This window comes from Modestobacter sp. VKM Ac-2978 (assembly GCF_026968025.1).
GTDB lineage: Bacteria > Actinomycetota > Actinomycetes > Mycobacteriales > Geodermatophilaceae > Modestobacter.
Genome location: NZ_JAPVBP010000003.1, coordinates 490,364 through 506,253, shown reverse-complemented (window position 1 = coordinate 506,253; position 15,890 = coordinate 490,364). Strand labels below are relative to the sequence as shown.

General features: G+C 73.8%; 13 protein-coding genes and 1 tRNA gene. 5 read left to right on the top strand and 9 right to left on the bottom strand.

Annotated elements, in window-relative coordinates; all coding sequences use genetic code 11:
- Positions 1 to 217: 217 nt before the first annotated feature.
- Complete coding sequence (locus O2W53_RS10110; RefSeq protein ID WP_269162917.1) at positions 218 to 2,257, bottom strand: hypothetical protein; 2,040 nt, start codon at positions 2,255 to 2,257, stop codon at positions 218 to 220.
- A complete protein-coding gene (locus tag O2W53_RS10105; protein WP_269162916.1) occupies positions 2,254 to 2,535 on the bottom strand; it encodes a hypothetical protein in 282 nt (93 codons plus the stop codon). Before O2W53_RS10105 ends, O2W53_RS10110 begins: the two co-directional genes overlap by 4 nt.
- 164 nt (positions 2,536 to 2,699) lie before the next feature.
- Here O2W53_RS10105 and O2W53_RS10100 point away from each other — a divergent pair, with 164 nt between their 5' ends.
- On the top strand, positions 2,700 to 3,137 hold the full coding sequence (locus tag O2W53_RS10100) for a pilus assembly protein TadG-related protein (protein WP_269162915.1): 438 nt from the start codon (positions 2,700 to 2,702) through the stop codon (positions 3,135 to 3,137).
- 47 nt (positions 3,138 to 3,184) lie between these two features.
- Here the strand turns inward: O2W53_RS10100 and O2W53_RS10095 are convergent.
- A tRNA-Tyr gene (locus O2W53_RS10095) sits at positions 3,185 to 3,266 on the bottom strand.
- An 89-nt stretch (positions 3,267 to 3,355) separates the two neighbouring features.
- On the opposite strand from O2W53_RS10095, the gene O2W53_RS10090 reads away from it, so the two are divergent.
- Positions 3,356 to 3,847 carry a YajQ family cyclic di-GMP-binding protein gene (locus tag O2W53_RS10090; RefSeq protein ID WP_036333198.1) on the top strand — a complete coding sequence of 164 codons (492 nt, stop codon included), beginning with the start codon at positions 3,356 to 3,358 and terminating at the stop codon, positions 3,845 to 3,847.
- A 39-nt stretch (positions 3,848 to 3,886) separates the two neighbouring features.
- On the opposite strand, the gene htpX is transcribed toward O2W53_RS10090, so the two are convergent.
- On the bottom strand, positions 3,887 to 4,750 hold the full coding sequence (gene htpX / locus O2W53_RS10085; protein WP_036333197.1) for a zinc metalloprotease HtpX: 864 nt from the start codon (positions 4,748 to 4,750) through the stop codon (positions 3,887 to 3,889).
- Between the two features lie 226 nt (positions 4,751 to 4,976).
- Between htpX and O2W53_RS10080 the strand changes: the two genes are divergently transcribed.
- Together O2W53_RS10080 and O2W53_RS10075 are read left to right on the top strand one after the other, a co-directional pair.
- Complete coding sequence (locus O2W53_RS10080; RefSeq protein ID WP_269162914.1) at positions 4,977 to 6,947, top strand: 2-oxoacid:acceptor oxidoreductase subunit alpha; 1,971 nt, start codon at positions 4,977 to 4,979, stop codon at positions 6,945 to 6,947.
- Entirely contained in the window at positions 6,944 to 8,068 is a 1,125-nt protein-coding gene (locus O2W53_RS10075) for a 2-oxoacid:ferredoxin oxidoreductase subunit beta (RefSeq protein WP_269162913.1), read from the top strand. Before O2W53_RS10080 ends, O2W53_RS10075 begins: the two co-directional genes overlap by 4 nt.
- Positions 8,069 to 8,130: 62 nt before the next feature.
- Here O2W53_RS10075 and pdxR read toward each other — a convergent pair whose 3' ends face one another.
- A complete protein-coding gene (gene pdxR, locus O2W53_RS10070; RefSeq protein WP_269162912.1) occupies positions 8,131 to 9,453 on the bottom strand; it encodes a MocR-like pyridoxine biosynthesis transcription factor PdxR in 1,323 nt (440 codons plus the stop codon).
- Between the two features lie 126 nt (positions 9,454 to 9,579).
- On the opposite strand from pdxR, the gene O2W53_RS10065 reads away from it, so the two are divergent.
- Positions 9,580 to 10,266: a pyridoxamine 5'-phosphate oxidase family protein gene (locus O2W53_RS10065; RefSeq protein ID WP_269162911.1), complete on the top strand. Its 687-nt coding sequence runs from the start codon at positions 9,580 to 9,582 to the stop codon at positions 10,264 to 10,266.
- On the opposite strand, the gene O2W53_RS10060 is transcribed toward O2W53_RS10065, so the two are convergent.
- The 4 genes from O2W53_RS10060 to O2W53_RS10045 form a co-directional block, all read right to left on the bottom strand.
- Positions 10,250 to 11,428 carry a PQQ-dependent sugar dehydrogenase gene (locus tag O2W53_RS10060; RefSeq protein ID WP_269162910.1) on the bottom strand — a complete coding sequence of 393 codons (1,179 nt, stop codon included), beginning with the start codon at positions 11,426 to 11,428 and terminating at the stop codon, positions 10,250 to 10,252. The two genes, O2W53_RS10065 and O2W53_RS10060, sit on opposite strands and share 17 nt — an antisense overlap.
- A gap of 34 nt (positions 11,429 to 11,462) precedes the next feature.
- Positions 11,463 to 12,539 carry a polyprenyl synthetase family protein gene (locus O2W53_RS10055; protein ID WP_269162909.1) on the bottom strand — a complete coding sequence of 359 codons (1,077 nt, stop codon included), beginning with the start codon at positions 12,537 to 12,539 and terminating at the stop codon, positions 11,463 to 11,465.
- Between the two features lie 73 nt (positions 12,540 to 12,612).
- Positions 12,613 to 14,157, bottom strand: a complete 1,545-nt coding sequence (gene nuoN / locus O2W53_RS10050; RefSeq protein ID WP_269162908.1) for an NADH-quinone oxidoreductase subunit NuoN — start codon at positions 14,155 to 14,157, stop codon at positions 12,613 to 12,615.
- A complete protein-coding gene (locus O2W53_RS10045; protein ID WP_269162907.1) occupies positions 14,157 to 15,866 on the bottom strand; it encodes an NADH-quinone oxidoreductase subunit M in 1,710 nt (569 codons plus the stop codon). Before O2W53_RS10045 ends, nuoN begins: the two co-directional genes overlap by 1 nt.
- Positions 15,867 to 15,890 lie beyond the last annotated feature (24 nt).

The window sequence follows — 15,890 nt, the reverse complement described above, 5'->3', positions numbered from 1 at the left end:
CATGACGTCTCCTGAGGGCGCGGATGGACTCGGGGTCGCGGTAGCCGCCCACGCGGGGGCAGAGCGTCGTCCGGCACAGACCGCAATGAAGAGACTGCAGCGGGTCACCCACACGCGCAAGATTAGACACGACTGGGCTAATGATCTTCGTTGTGTCGTGACTTTGTGTAATGAGTGATCCGCCCAGCGTCACGTCCGAGTGGCCCCCGAACGGGTGTCAGCGTGGTGGACGGCGTTCCGAGAGGTCGTCGCGGGACAGGTCGTCGAGCTGATCCCACAGCGAGGGTCCTGGTGGTCCCAGCGAGCCGAGCACGGCGGCCACCTGTACGAACCCGGTCCGCGCGGCCGCCCCGACTGCGCCCGGGTCCATCGCCTCCTCCCCCAGCAACTCGACGGCGTCCCGCTGCGCGTCCTCGGCCGTGCGGACCCGGCCGGTGTCGGGTCCCATCCGCACCTCGCCATCCGCACCGACCAGGACCGCTGCGACGTCCAGGGCAGCACTGAGCGGGTCCCCCCGGGGCCCGCGGACCGCGAAGCTGGGCACGGTCACCCCGAGCGTCCACAGCAGCTGCCGATCGACGGCCGCCTCGTGCTCCTGGCTGTACGCGAGCCCGTACCTGAGCCGTTGCGCGTGCTCCTGGACCGCCACGGTGGCACCCACGAGCTCCGCCGACGACGACACAGATGCGTCCCCGGCCGCCAGTGCGGCGTGCACAGCGGTGACGACCGGCTCGCTCCGAGCCTCGTCGGCGATCAGGAGCGCCAGCCCGCGCAGCGCGGCGTCGGTCGACGCGTCGAGGCGCCCCTCCCGGCCGCCGTCGCGCACGGCCGTCTCGAGCACCGGGAGCACGACACCGGCCTGTCCAGCCACCAGTCCGCTCACCTCCGCGCCGATCCGGACGAGCGTCACCTGGTCGACCAGCACCTCGTCCGGTGAGTCCGGGGCCAGTCCCCGACCCAGTGACTGCAGCAGCGCCCCGACCGCCGGCGCCGCAGCCGGGCCGGCCGCGGCGAGGGTGACGACCGCAGCCAGGTCCTCGGTCCCACCCGGCCAGGGCCGGCTCAGGAGCGTCGTCCAGGCAGCCGGGTCGGCGAGCAGCTCGCCCGCAGCAGCCCGGTCGCCGGCGTGGCGGAGGACGGTCAGCGCCACCGCCACGGGGTCGGCGGCCGGCGCGCCCACCCGGACCGCCGCGCCAGCCCCCTGCACCGCCTCACGGGCCAGGAACTGGCGCCCCCAGGACGCAGCGAGTGCCGAGGCTCCAGCTCCGCCCCGGCCGGCCAGGACGCCCAGCACCGTGCCCATCCCGACCGCCAGCACGTCGACCGCGCCGTCGGGGTCCGCCGGCGCCAGCCGCAGGTCGCCCAAGGCGCGACGGGCTGGGCTCCCTGGGGCCGCCCCACCGGCCACCGAGTCGAGCGTTCCCGCCAGCAGGCCGGCCAGCGCGTCGACTGCGCCGCTCCGCTCACCCAGCACGGTGAGCAGCCAGCGGAGCCCGTCGACGCCGAGCCGCCCGACCACGGCAGCCGCGAAGGCGGGGCTCGCCGCGTGGCCGGACCAGCCGGCGGCTGCAGCGTCGAGCTGCTCGGCCGTGCCCGGCCGGAGGAGGTCCGCCGCCGCCTCCCTCCCCAGCGCGGCGAACGCGCCGTCCCCCCACCCCGGCATCCGCCCGGCGAGCCAGGCGGTGACCCCTGCGGCGTCTCCCGGGCGGGCGGCCCCACCCAGCGGCGCGGCGACCGCGGCGAGCACCGCCGCGACCGCGGCGGCGTCGGCGGCCAGCTCGTCCAGCAGGGCCCGGTGCTCGACTGCGCGCTCGGCGTCGTCCACCGCGACCGCCGCGCTCAGGTCGGCGGCCTCGTCGCGGCCGGGAGCGGGTACGCCGCCGTCCCACGCCGGCCCCATCAGCACGGCGAGCCGGGACCCGGCGCGGGCGAACTGGTCACGTTGGTCGGCGCGCAGGACGGCGACCCGGGCGAGCACGGTCAGCCAGAGCTCACGGTGCTCAGCGAGCCGGGCGGCCGCCGTCGTCAGTGCGCTGTGCAGCTCGCCGGCCACCGCCGTCGCCGTGGCGACCTCGGTGGTCACCGCCGCCGCGTCGGCTCCCTGCCAGCCGGTGTCGACGGCCGTCGCGTCCAGCAGGTGCACCGTCGTCCCCGCGGCGAAGCCGGCGGATGCGAGCTGGTCGAGGACGTCGCCCAGGGCAGCCGGGGAGCCCGGCGGGTCGGGCAGCTCCACCGGCGTGGGGAGCAGCGTGCTCATCGGGGGACCGCCGCTCCCCGCCCGGGGAGCAGCTCGCCGTCCAGCTGTTGCCAGGAGTCGGCGGCCGTCGCCACGGCGCTCCGCAGCCAGGCCAGCTCGCCGGCCAGGCAGCCACCGGCGGTCGCCACCGTCTCGCCGAACCCGGCCACCACCGGGCCGAGCGGCCCACCGACCCCCGCACCGTCGCCGGCCGCACCGACCTGGGCCGCCCGGACCGATGCGGCGTCCAGCACCCCGGCCAGCGCGTACAGCCGGGCCGGGACCACCTCGATCACCATGCCGGGCAGTCTCGCGGCCGGGCGGTGTCGGCTCGGCCGTCGTCCACAGGGCCGGTGGCGTCGCAGGCCGGTTGACGCGCCGTCGTCCACACCGTCCACAGGCTCCGTCCACAACCGGTGGACGACGGCGGAGGACCGTTGCGGGCGACCTCTAGGCTGCGCGCGTGCGCACCGGACCGCCCGACGTCGGCGACCCCGAGGCCGGGTCGACCCTGCCGTTCGTGCTGGTCTGCTGGCTGGTGGGGGCGCTGATGGTGTTCGGCGCGATCGCTGCCTCCGACGCCTTTCTGGAGCAGCAGGAGGTCCAGTCGGTCTGCGACGGTGCCGCGCTGGCGGCGGCGAACCAGGTCGACGAGGGCGCCGTCTACACCCGCGGGGTGGGCACCGAGCTGCCGTTGACCCGCGCGGCGGCCGAGGCGGCCGTGGCCGACCAGCTCGGGGACGCCGGCGTCGTCCTGGACTCGTGGTCGGCGGCGACCGACGGGGCCGAGGTGACCGTGCGGTGCAGCCGGTCGGTCCCGATCGCCTTCGGGTGGCTCTTCCTGGCCGGCGAGCCGCTGGAGCGCACCGCCGTGGCCAGTGCCCGGGCCCCGACCGCATGAACGAGGACGGCCCCCGACCGCGAGGTCGGGGGCCGTCGTACCAGGTGTGGCGGGTGAAGGATTCGAACCTTCGTAGGCTAAGCCGACGGATTTACAGTCCGCTCCCATTGGCCACTCGGGCAACCCGCCGTGGTGGTACTGGGAGAGCTTACAAGACGGGGGACGACGTCCTCGCCGGGTCCCCGGCGGCACGTCGTCCCCACTGAGGAGGAACCGACATGGCCGATGCGTCCTTCGACGTGGTGAGCAAGGTCGACCGGCAGGAGGTCGACAACGCCCTGAACCAGGCGGGCAAGGAGCTGTCGCAGCGGTTCGACTTCCGTGGTGTGAACGCCACCATCGCCTGGGCCGGCGAGGAGGCCGTGAGCCTGCAGGCTGACACCGAGGAGCGGGTGGCCGCAGCGCTGGAGGTGTTCAAGGAGAAGCTGGTCAAGCGGGGCATCTCGATGAAGGCGCTGGACGCCGACGAGCCACAGTCCTCGGGGAAGGTCTACAAGATCTCCGCCCGGATCCAGCAGGGCATCGCCTCGGACAAGGCCAAGGAGATCGCCAAGGCCATCCGCGACGAGGGCCCCAAGGGCGTGCAGGCGCAGATCCAGGGCGACCAGCTCCGGGTCAGCGGCAAGAAGCGCGACGACCTGCAGGCGGTCCAGCAGCTGCTGAAGAGCAAGGACTTCGAGATCGCGCTGCAGTTCGACAACTACCGCTGAGCTGAGGGAGACGGCCCCCGCGCTGCGGCGCAGGGGCCGTCAGCCCAGCTCCCGGGCCATCTGCTGCAGCCGCGCGATGCGCTCGGCCATCGGCGGGTGCGTGGCGAACATCGACGCCATCCCCTGCCCGCGGAACGGGTTGGCGATCATCAGGTGGCTCTGGGTCACCAGCCGGTCGTCCTGCGGCAGCGGTCGGGCCGCCACGCCGCGTTCGAGCTTGGACAGCGCACTGGCCAGCGCCAGCGGGTCGGAGCTGAGCCGCGCACCGGAGGCGTCGGCCTGGTACTCCCGGCTGCGGCTGACCGCCATCTGGACCAGGCCCGCGGCGACCGGGCCGAGGAAGACCAGCAGCAGGCCACCCAGCCCGCCGCCCTGGCGGTCCTCGGACCGGCCACCGAACAGCGAGGCGAACATCGCCATGTGCGCCAGGTAGGTGATCACGGTGGCCATGGCGCCGGCGACCGAGCTGATCAGGATGTCGCGGTTGTAGACGTGCGACAGCTCGTGGGCCAGCACGCCGCGCAGCTCCCGGCGGTCCAGCAGCTCCAAGATGCCCTGGGTGCAGCAGACCGCCGCGTTCCGTGGGTTGCGGCCGGTGGCGAAGGCGTTCGGCTGGTTCGTGGGGCTCACGTAGAGCCGGGGCATGGGCTGCCGGGCCTCGGTCGCCAGCTCGCGCACGATCGCGTACAGCTGCGGGGCCTGGGTCTCGGTGACCGGGAAGGCGCGCATCGCCCGCAGCGCCAGCTTGTCGGAGTTGAAGTACGCCCAGCCGTTCACGCCGAGCGCCAGCACCAGCGCGATGAGCAGCCCGCCGCGGCCGAAGAAGCTGCCGACCAGCAGGATGACCCCGGCCATCAGGCCCAGCAGCACGGCCGTCTTCAGTCCGTTGTTCCAGCGTTGCACGAGCGGTAGAACGCCGCCGGCCCGATCGCCGTTCCCCCGGCAGCTGGGGCCCGGCTGTGAGGTGAGCCCACCCTGTGTGGCTTCCCTCACGTCGGCGGCCGAGCCGGTCCCCCGGCGCGCCGCGCACGTAGCCTGGTGGGTCGGAGGTACCTCACACATGACTGGCACCAATCACGGGATCAGCGCCCCCGGAATCAGCTCTGCCGCCAACGGTGTTGCCCCTGGCATGCACCCCGCCGTGGACCCCGACATCGACGCCGCCTCCAGCTCCGCCCCCGGCGGACTGGTGAAGAGCGTCGTCGCGCTCGACCGCGTCGTCATCCGGCTCGCCGGGGACTCCGGCGACGGGATGCAGCTCACGGGTGGGCGCTTCACCAGCGAGACGGCCTCGTTCGGCAACGACCTCTCGACGCTGCCGAACTTCCCCGCCGAGATCCGGGCGCCGACGGGCACCCTCCCCGGGGTCAGCAGCTTCCAGCTGCACTTCGCCGACCACGACATCATGACCCCGGGCGACGCCCCGGACGTGCTGGTCGTGATGAACCCGGCGGCGCTGAAGGCGAACCTCGTGGACCTCCCCGGCGGTGGCCTGCTGATCGCCGACTCCGACGAGTTCACCCCGCGGAACCTGGCCAAGGTGGGCTACGCCAGCAACCCGCTCGAGGACGGCTCGCTGGAGAAGTGGCAGCTGGTGAGCGTGCCGCTGACCTCGATGACCACCGATGCGCTCGCGGACTCCGGCCTGGGCAAGAAGGAGGCCGAGCGCAGCAAGAACATGTTCACCCTCGGCCTGCTGTCCTGGATGTACCACCGGCCCACCGAGGGCACGATCCGGTTCCTGGAGCGGCAGTTCCGCCGCAAGCCGCAGATCGCCGCGGCCAACATCGCCGCCTTCCGCGCCGGGTTCAACTACGGCGAGACGACGGAGGCCTTCGCGGTCTCCTACGAGGTCAAGCCGGCTCCGATGGACCCGGGCAAGTACCGGCACATCTCCGGCAACCAGGCGCTCTCCTACGGCCTGGTCGCCGCGGGGCAGCGCTCGGGCCTGCCGGTGTTCCTCGGGGCCTACCCGATCACCCCGGCCAGCGACATCCTGCACGAGCTGTCGAAGCACAAGGCCTACGGCGTGCGCACCTTCCAGGCCGAGGACGAGATCGCCGGCATCGGCGCGGCCCTGGGCGCCTCCTTCGGTGGGGCGCTCGGTGTGACGACGACGTCCGGTCCGGGTGTGGCGCTCAAGGCCGAGACCATCGGCCTGGCCGTGATGACCGAGCTGCCGCTGCTCATCGTCGACGTGCAGCGCGGCGGGCCCTCGACCGGCCTGCCCACCAAGACCGAGCAGTCGGACCTGCTGCAGGCCCTCTACGGCCGCAACGGCGAGGCCCCGGTGCCGGTCATCGCGCCCCGCTCCCCCGGCGACTGCTTCGACGCCACGCTGGAGGCCGCGCGGATCGCGCTGACCTACCGGACGCCGGTGATCCTGCTGTCCGACGGCTACCTGGCCAACGGCGCCGAGCCGTGGTCGATCCCGGCCGCCGACGAGCTCCCCGACCTGCGCACCGAGTTCGCCACCGAGCCCAACGGCGAGGACGGCGAGTTCCTCCCCTACCTGCGTGACCCGGAGACCCTGGCCCGACCGTGGGCGGTCCCCGGGACCGCGGGGCTGCAGCACCGGATCGGTGGGCTGGAGAAGGCCGACAAGACCGGCAACATCTCCTACGACGCAGACAACCACGACTTCATGGTCCGCACCCGGCAGGCCAAGATCGACGGCATCGCTGCCTCGATCCCGGCGACCGAGGTCGACGACCCCGACGGGAATGCCCAGGTCGCGGTCATCGGTTGGGGCTCCACGTACGGGCCGATCGGCGCGGCCTGCCGTCGGATCCGCGCCTCCGGCCGTTCGATCGCCCAGGTGCACCTGCGCCACCTCAACCCGCTGCCGGCGGACCTGGGCGAGATCCTCGCCCGGTACGACCGGGTGGTCTGCCCCGAGATGAACCTCGGTCAGCTGGCCATGGTCCTGCGGGCCAAGTACCTGGTCGACGTGCACAGCCACACCCAGGTGCGCGGGCTGCCGTTCCGCGCCGCCGAACTGGCTGCCGTGTTCCAGGACGTCATCGACGGGACCACCGGGACGGTCGCCACCCTCGACACCGGCTCCGACACCCCTGCACAGACGGGAGCGGCACTGTGACCGCCATCGAGTCCACCAACGCCCACGTGCACGACCTCGGCATGCCCGCCGCAGGTCCGGACGTCACCACGATCTCCGGCGCCATCGACGCCTCGGTCGCGGCGAACGGCCCGAAGCAGACGACGCTGAAGGCCAAGGACCTCAAGACCGACCAGGAGGTGCGCTGGTGCCCGGGGTGCGGTGACTACGTCATCCTCAACGCGGTCCAGAGCTTCCTGCCCAGTCTCGGCATCGCCCGCGAGGACATGGTCATCGTGTCCGGCATCGGGTGCTCCTCCCGGTTCCCGTACTACATGAACACCTACGGGATGCACTCGATCCACGGCCGGGCCCCGGCCATCGCGACCGGTCTGGCTGCCTCCCGCCCCGACCTGTCGGTCTGGGTCGTCACCGGGGACGGCGATGCGCTGTCCATCGGTGGCAACCACCTGATCCACACCCTGCGCCGCAACGTGAACCTGACGATCCTGCTGTTCAACAACCGGATCTACGGGCTCACCAAGGGCCAGTACTCGCCGACGTCGGAGGTCGGGAAGGTCACCAAGTCCACCCCGATGGGCTCGATCGACGCCCCGTTCAACCCGGTGTCGCTCGCGCTGGGCGCGGACGCCACCTTCGTCGGCCGGGCGATGGACTCCGACCGCAAGGGCCTCACCGACGTGCTGCGCCAGGCCGCGGAGCACCAGGGCACGTCGCTGGTGGAGATCTACCAGAACTGCAACATCTTCAACGACGGTGCGTTCGAGCTGCTCAAGGACCCGGCCACCGGCCCGATGTGGACCATCCCGCTGGTGCACGGCGAGCCGCTGGTCTTCGGCCCGGGGGGCGCCTCCTGCGTCGTCCGCGACGACTTCGGCGGCCTGCGGATCGCCGAGACCAACCAGGTCGACGCGAGCCAGATCGTGGTCCACGACGCGCACCGCGAGGACCCGTCGTACGCCTTCGCGCTGTCCCGGCTGTCCAGCCAGGACCTGCGCTACAGCCCGATGGGCGTCTTCCGGTCGGTGGCCAAGCCCACGTACGACCGGATGATGGCCGACCAGCTCGAGGACGCCGCGGCGCAGGAGCCCGCCGACCTCGACGCCCTGCTGGCCGGCGGCGACAGCTGGACCGTCAGCTGACCCGAGTCGAACGCTGAACGCCGGTGGCCTGAGGACCTCTCCGATCCTCAGGCCACCGGCGTTCATGCCTCGCCGAGCAGCTCGGTGAGCACCGCCAGGGCCCCGGCGAGCTCGGCCCTGGTGGGGTGGGCGAACCCGAGCACCAGTCCGGCCCGGTCCCCGTCGGCGCCGGTCAGGTGGTGCCGACCCAGCCCGTCCAGGGCCACCCCGCGGGCCGCGGCCGCCGCGATGACCGCCGCCTCCACCACGGGGTCGGGCAGCGGCACCAGCACGTGTGCTCCGGCGGGGTCTCCGTCCGCCAGGCAGCCGGCCGCGGTCACCGCCGCGAGCACCTCCGCCCGGCGGCCGGCGAGCTCGCGGCGCAGCCGACGCAGGTGCCGGGCGAGGTCGCCGGAGTCGGCCAGCGCGGCGAGGACCCGCTGACCGGCCCGAGCCGGGCGGGTGCCCGTCCTGGTGCGCCGGGCGAGCAGCTCGGCGCGCAGGCCCGGTGGCGCCACCACCCAGCCGGCACCCAGGGTCGGGCTCACGATCTTGCTGGTGGTGCCGAGGTGGACGACGACGTCCGGCCCCAGGGCACCGAGCAGCGGCAGCGGCGCGACGTCGTAGCGCAGCTCGCCGTCGTAGTCGTCCTCCAGCACCCACCAGCCCTCGGTGCGGGCGCGGGCGACGAGGTCCAGCCGGCGGGCTGCCGACATCCGCAGGCCGAGCGGGTACTGGTGGGCCGGGGTGCAGTAGACGGCGGCCAACCCGGCCGGCACCGCGGAGACGACCAGTCCGTCGCGGTCGACGGGGACGGGCACCGGCTGGACACCGGCGTCGACCAGCGCACCGACGACCCGCTGGTACCCCGGGTCCTCCACCCCGACCCGGCTGCCCGGGGGCAGGACGCGGGCGACCTCGGCCACGGCGGCCGAGGTGCCGGACGTGGCCAGCACGTCGGCCGCGGTGGCCGACAACCCCCGGTGGCGCAGCAGGTGCTCGGCGACGGCGGCGCGGAAGGCCGGGTCCCCGGCCGACTCGGTGGTGGCATCGGGCGCGCTGTCCCCAGCGGCGCGCCAGGCACGCCGCCAGGCCGCCTGGTCGAGCACCTCGAGACAGGGTGACCCGGCCCGCAGGTCGACGAGCGCGGGACCCGCCGGCGGCGCGACCCGGCCGGCGCGGGCCGGTGCCGGTGGGGCCAGCACCGAGCCGACCACGAACGTGCCCACCCCGCGGCGCCCGGCAGCCCACCCCTCGGCGAGCAGCTGGTCGTAGGCGGCAGCGGTGACCGTCCGGCTGACCCGCAACGCCGTGGCCAGCTCGCGGGTGGACGGCAGTCGGTCACCGGGGCGCAGCGCACCGGCCACGGCGGCCTCCCGCAGCCCGTCGGCCAGCTGCGCCGACAACGGCCTCGCGACCGACCGGTCGAGGACGACGGGCGGGACGTCGATCAGCGGACACCTCCGGTGGCCTGGCAGGAAAGCGGCGGAATGGCCCTTGGAGGATGCCACTGCGTGCTGCACGTTGGGGCCATGGACGTCGCAGCCCCGCTCTCCCCCACCCCCCGCAGCACCATCCGCCGGGGGGCACGCCGAGCCCGCACCGACCGCGCGGAGCTGTACGCCGTGCTGGACGCCGGGCTCGTCGGGCACCTGGGCGTCGTGCTCGACGGCGCGCCGGTGGTGCTGCCCACCGGGTACGGCCGGGTCGACGACACCCTCTACCTGCACGGCTCCACCGGGGCGGCCACGCTGCGCGCCGCCGCGGACGGCCAGCCGGTGGCCTTCACCGTCACCCACCTCGACGGCGTCGTCTACGCGCGCTCCTCCTTCCACCACTCGATGAACTACCGCTGCGCCGTCGTGCACGGCACCGCGCAGCTGGTCACCGACCCCGCCGAGCGGCTGCGCGCGCTGGCGGCGCTGACCGACCAGCTGGCCCCAGGCTCCTGGACGGCGACCCGGCAGCCGGACCGCCGGGAACTGGCCGCCACCGCCGTCCTGTCGCTGGACCTCACCGAGGCGAGCCTGAAGGTGCGCTCCGGCCCACCCGGGGACGACGAGCGCGATCTCGCGGGCGATGCCGGCCCGTCCCCGGTGTGGGCTGGGGTGCTGCCTCTGCGCACCGTGCTCGGCGAGCCGGTGCCCGACCCGCTGCTCCGGGCCGGCGTCCCGGTGCCGGCGCGGGTGCGGGACCGGTCGCTCAGCTCGCCGGGGTGACCCGGAGCACCTGGTCCTCGCCGCCGCCGTTGTCCGTGGTCACGTACAGCGCGCCGTCCTGCCCCTGCTCGGGCGTGCGGATGCGGCCGTGGGCGTCCTCGAGCTCGGGCAGCCGGAAGGACTCGACGAGCTCGCCGTCGTCGGTCAGCCGGAGCGCGAGGACGCCGGTGTCCTTCTGCACGCCGATGAGCAGCAGCCCGTCGTAGTCGCCCCAGGCCTCGCCGTCGAGGAACGTCGCCCCGGACGGCGCGATGGTCGGCTCGCCGGAGGACCAGACCGCGGGCACGGCGCCGGGGGCGGTCATCGGCACGCTCTCGTCGTAGACGCCCGCCCCGACCGGGTCCCAGCCGAAGTCGGCGCCCGGCTGGAGCAGGTTCACCTCGTCGTCCCGGTCGGGCCCGTGCTCCACCGAGTACACCTGGCCGGAGTCGGGGTGCACGGCCAGGCCCTGCACGTTGCGGTGCCCGTACGTCCAGATCCGGTCAGCGGCGTCGGCGTCGTCGGTGAACGGGTTGTCCGGCAGAGCCTCACCGGTCTGCGGGTCGATCCGGAGGACCTTGCCGGCGAGTGAACCGAGGTCCTGCGGGTTGGTCCCGAGGGCGTTGTCACCCGTCCCGACGAAGAGCGCGCCGTCGGGGCCGAACTCGACCCGGCACCCGCCGTGCCGGCCGCTGTCGGCGTTGACCGGGATGCCGCCCAGCAGTGGGTCGGCGACCCGGGTGGCGGCGGTCCACCCCTCGTCCACGGTCCAGGCGAGCACCTGGATCTCGGGTCCGTCGGCGGCCCGCACGCCCTGGCAGGTGTAAAAGCGCCGGTTGTCGGCGAAGGCGGGGTCGAGGGCGAGGCCCATCAGGCCGGTCTCCCCTTCGGCGAACAGGTCGCCGAAGTCCGCGTCCAGCGGGCGCGCCTCGCCGTCGGGCAGCACCGCGGTCAGGCCACCGGCGCGCTCGTCGACCAGCAGGGTGCCGTCCGGCGCCTGGGCGACGTCCCAGGGGTGGTCGAGCCCGTCGAGCACCACCTCGACGTCCAGCGCGGGGGCACCGGTGGGTGCGGACACCGGTGCAGGGGCGGCGGCACCGGTGTCGGCAGCGCCGGAGTCGGTGGCACCGCAGGCGACGAGCAGCAGGAGCGGTGGCAGGGCCACCCAGGGACGGCGGGTCATCCTCCCCAGGATGCCCCGGATCAGGCCGTGCGGCTCAGCTGGTGCGGGTCACCACGTACGTGCACAGCCCGGACAGGGCCTCCCGCACCGGGCCGTCGGGCACCGCCGTCAACCGGTTGCGGGCCCGGTCGGCGTACTCGCCGAGCACCGCGGTGGCCCGGGCGAGCGAGGCCGAGCTGCGCAGCAGGGCGAGCGCCTCGGCGTGCTCGGTGTCGTCGACGACCGGGCCGGCCACCAGCTCGCGGAGCCGGGCCTCGGCCGGGTCGTCACCGGCCAGGGCGAACAGCACCGGCAGGGTGGCGATCCCCTCGCGCAGGTCGGTTCCGGGCCGCTTCCCGGACACCCCGGCCTCGCTGACGATGTCGATCAGGTCGTCGGAGAGCTGGAAGGCCACCCCGACCTCCTCGCCGAACGCGGTCAGCGCGGTGACCAGCTCCGGGGCGGCGCCGGCGAACGAGGCACCGAAGCGGGCGGAGGTGGCGACCAGGGACCCGGTCTTGTCGGCCAGCACCCCGAGGTGGTGGCCGACGGCGTCCTCGCCCGGCTGGGCGCCGACGGTCTCCCGCAACTGGCCGGTGACCAGCCGCTCGAACGTCCGGGCCTGCACCCGGACGGCCTCCGGGCCGAGGTCGGCCAGCAGGTCCGACGCCCGGGCGAAGAGGAAGTCGCCGGTCAGGATGGCGACGCTGTTGGTCCAGCGGCTGTTCGCGCTCGGGGCGCCCCGGCGGACGGAGGCCTCGTCCATCACGTCGTCGTGGTACAGCGTGGCCAGGTGGGTCAGCTCGCAGACGACGGCCGCGTCGACCACCTCGGGGGCCTCCGCGTCGCCGAGCTGGGCGGCGAGCAGGGCCAGCAGCGGCCGGAACCGCTTGCCGCCGGCGGCCATCAGGTGACCGGCGGCCTCGTTCACGAACGCGTGCTCGCTGGCGACCGAGGAGGCCAGCCGGGCCTCCACCCGCGCCAGCCCGTCGGACAGGGCCTCACCGAGCTCACCATCGGGCAGCCAGGGGCCGATCGTCGAGGCCGGGCTGGCGGGCCGGTGCCACGACTGGCCCTCCCGCTGGGGGTCGAGTCCGCCGCCCTGGGGGCTGGTGGTGCCGGCTCCGGTCATCAACCGACGAAGATAGCCGTCGCGCACGGCCACCGGCGCACCGGCCTGCCGCCACCCGCGGCGTCGGAGCCGGTCAGCCGACGAACACCGCGGCCGACTCGGCCAGCTCGAGCACCGCGCCGGGCAGGACGCCGAGCACCAGCGTCGCGGCCGCGGTGACCGCGAGCACGATCGTCGTCGGCAGGCCGGGGACCCCGACGGTGGGGCCGTCGGGCGCGGGGTCGGAGAAGTACATGAGCACGACGACCCGCAGGTAGAAGAACGCCGCGATCGCACTGGCGACCAGCGCGGTGACGACCAGCGGCCAGGCCCCGACCTCGATCGCGGCCCGGAAGACGGCGAACTTGCCGGTGAACCCGCTGGTGAGCGGGATCCCGGCGAGGGCCAGCAGGAAGAAGGTCATCAGGGCGGCCACCAGCGGGGAGCGCTGAGCCAGACCGGCCCACTGGGAGAGGTGGGTGGCCTCGCCGTCGCCGTCCCGGACCAGGGTGAGCAGCCCGAACGCGCCGAGCGTGGTGAGGCCGTAGGTGACCAGGTAGAACATGGTCGCGGCCAACCCGTAGCCGGTGCCGTCCGGGCCGAGGCCGATGACCCCGGTGAGCAGGAAACCGGCGTGGGCGATCGAGGAGTAGGCCAGCATCCGCTTGACGTCGGTCTGGGTGAGCCCGAGCACCGCGCCGACCACCATGGAGGCGATCGCGAGGGCGTAGACCAGCGGGCGCCAGGTCCAGTCGGCGGTGCCGAAGGCCACGTAGAGCAGCCGCAGCACCGCCCCGAAGGCGGCGACCTTGGTGGCCGCGGCCATGAAGGCGGTCACCGCGGTGGGGGCGCCCTGGTAGACGTCGGGGGTCCAGCTGTGGAAGGGCGCGACGCTGGCCTTGAACATCAGCCCGACCACGAGCAGGCCCAGCCCGATCACCATGAGGGCGCTGCCGCCCTCGGTCACCACGGCCACCCGCACGTCGGACAGCCGCACGCTGCCGGTCGCGCCGTAGACGAGGGCGAGCCCGTACAGGAAGAACGCCGAGGCGAACGCGCCGAGCAGGAAGTACTTGACGGCCGCCTCCTGGGACAGCAACCGCCGGCGGCGGGCGAGCCCGGACAGCAGGTACAGCGGCAGGCTGAGCACCTCGAGCGCCACGAACATGAGCAGCAGGTCGTTGGCGGCGGTGAACAGCATCATGCCGCCGATGGCGAAGGTCGCCAGCGGGTAGACCTCGGTCTGCACCCGCTCGGAGGTGGCCAGCTCACGGTCCCGGACGCTGCCGGCCGGGACCGCGGCGGCGGCGACGAACGCCGAGCGGGCCGGGTCCAGGGCGCGCTCGCTGAACAGCAGGACCGACAGCGCGCCCAGGAGGGCGATCGTCCCCTGCAGGAACAGGGCCGGCCCGTCGACGGCCAGCGCCCCGGCGGCGGTGACCTCCTCGGTGCCGGCCAGCAGCAGCGTGGCGACGAAGGCCCCGACGGTGCCGATCAGGGCGATCGTCACCTGCACGGAATGGCGCACGGACCGGGGCACGAACGCCTCGACCAGGACGCCGACGCACGCGGCACCGAAGACGAACAGCAGCGGTGCGAGCGCTGCGTAGGACAGGTCCGGTGCCTCGATGGCGCCCATCAGTCGGTCCCCCCGGTCCCGGTGCTGCCCGGTGCAGCCGGCGTGCTGCCCCCGGGGTCGACGCCGATGTCGCTCATGGTCGCCTCGACCGCCGGGCTGACCAGGTCGATCAGCGGCTGCGGGTACACCCCGAGCACCAGGATCAGGGCGACCAGCGGCGTGACGACGGCGATCTCCCGCCCGGACAGGTCACGGACCGCGAGCACCCGGGACCGCGCCGGCGCCTCCAGCACCGCGGTCGCCCCGCCGGCGCCGCGCTCGGGGACCGCGGTGGCGCCGTCCCCAGCGCCGTGACCAGCAGCACCGTGATCGGCGACGTCGTCATCGGCAGCGCCGTCCTCGTCGACCAGGAGCACGCCGCGCGGCGGCCCGTGCATGACCCGCTGGTACATCAGCAGCACGTAGAGGGCGGCCAGCACGATCCCCACGGTGGCGATGATCGTGAACACCGGACGGGTCGGGAACGCCCCGATCAGCACCAGGAACTCGCTGACGAAGCTGTTGGTGCCCGGCAGCGCGAGGGAGGCCAGCCCGGCGAGCAGGAAGACCCCGGCCAGCAGCGGCGCCTTGGCCGCCAGACCGCCGTAGTCGCGGATCTGCCGGGAGCCGCCGCGGGCGATGACCATGCCGACGACGATGAACAGCAGGCCGGTGGCGATGCCGTGGTTGACCATGTAGAGCACCGCGCCGGTGGCCGCCTCGGTGGTGAAGGCGAAGATGCCCAACGCGATGAAGCCGAAGTGGGCGATCGAGGTGTAGGACACCAGCCGCTTCATGTCGCTCTGCCCGACGGCCAGCAGCGCGGCGTAGATGATCCCGGCCACGGCGAGCACCAGCACCCAGGGGGCCAGGTCGCGGGAGGCGTCGGGGAACAGCGGCAGGCAGTAGCGCAGGAAGCCGAAGGTGCCGACCTTGTCCAGCACGCCGACCAGCAGCACGGCGCCGCCGATGGGCGCCTCGGCGCCGGAGTCGGGCAGCCAGGTGTGGAAGGGCACCAGCGGCGCCTTGATGGCGAAGGCGAGGAAGAACCCGGCGAACAGCAGCTTCTGCACGTTCGGGTCGATCTCCAGCTGGCGCAGCGCGTCGAAGGCGAAGGTGCCCTCCCCGAGCTGGGAGTTGCTGACCACGTACAGCCCGATCACCGAGGCGAGCATGACCAGCCCGCCGAGCAGGCTGTACAGGAAGAACTTGACCGCGGCGTACTGCCGGTTCGGGCCGCCGAAGCTGCCGATCAGGAAGTACATCGGCACGAGCATCGCCTCGAAGAAGACGTAGAACAGGAAGACGTCGGTGGCGGCGAAGACCCCGACCATCAGCGACTCGAGCAGCAGCAGCCACGCCCAGAAGGCGGTCATCGACCGCGCCGGGCGGCCCGGCCGGGCCACCGGGGTGTCCCGCCACGAGGCGCCCACGACGACCGGCACCAGCACGCCGATCAGCAGCAGCATCGACAGTGCGATGCCGTCGACGCCGAGGGCGAAGTCGACCCCGAAGTCGGGGATCCAGGCCACCGAGGTGGTCAGCTGGAACCGCTCACCGCCGGGGTCGAAGGCGACGGTGGTCAGCACGGCGAGCAGCAGCACCAGCAGGCTCACCGCCAGGGCGAGCTGGCGGGCCAGGGCCTCCCGGGCGGCCGGCAGCGCCGCGACGACCGCCGCACCGACCGCCGGGACGACGATCATCAGGACCAGCCAGGGGACGTCGGTCACGGCCGGGCCGCCTCTCCGCGGGTG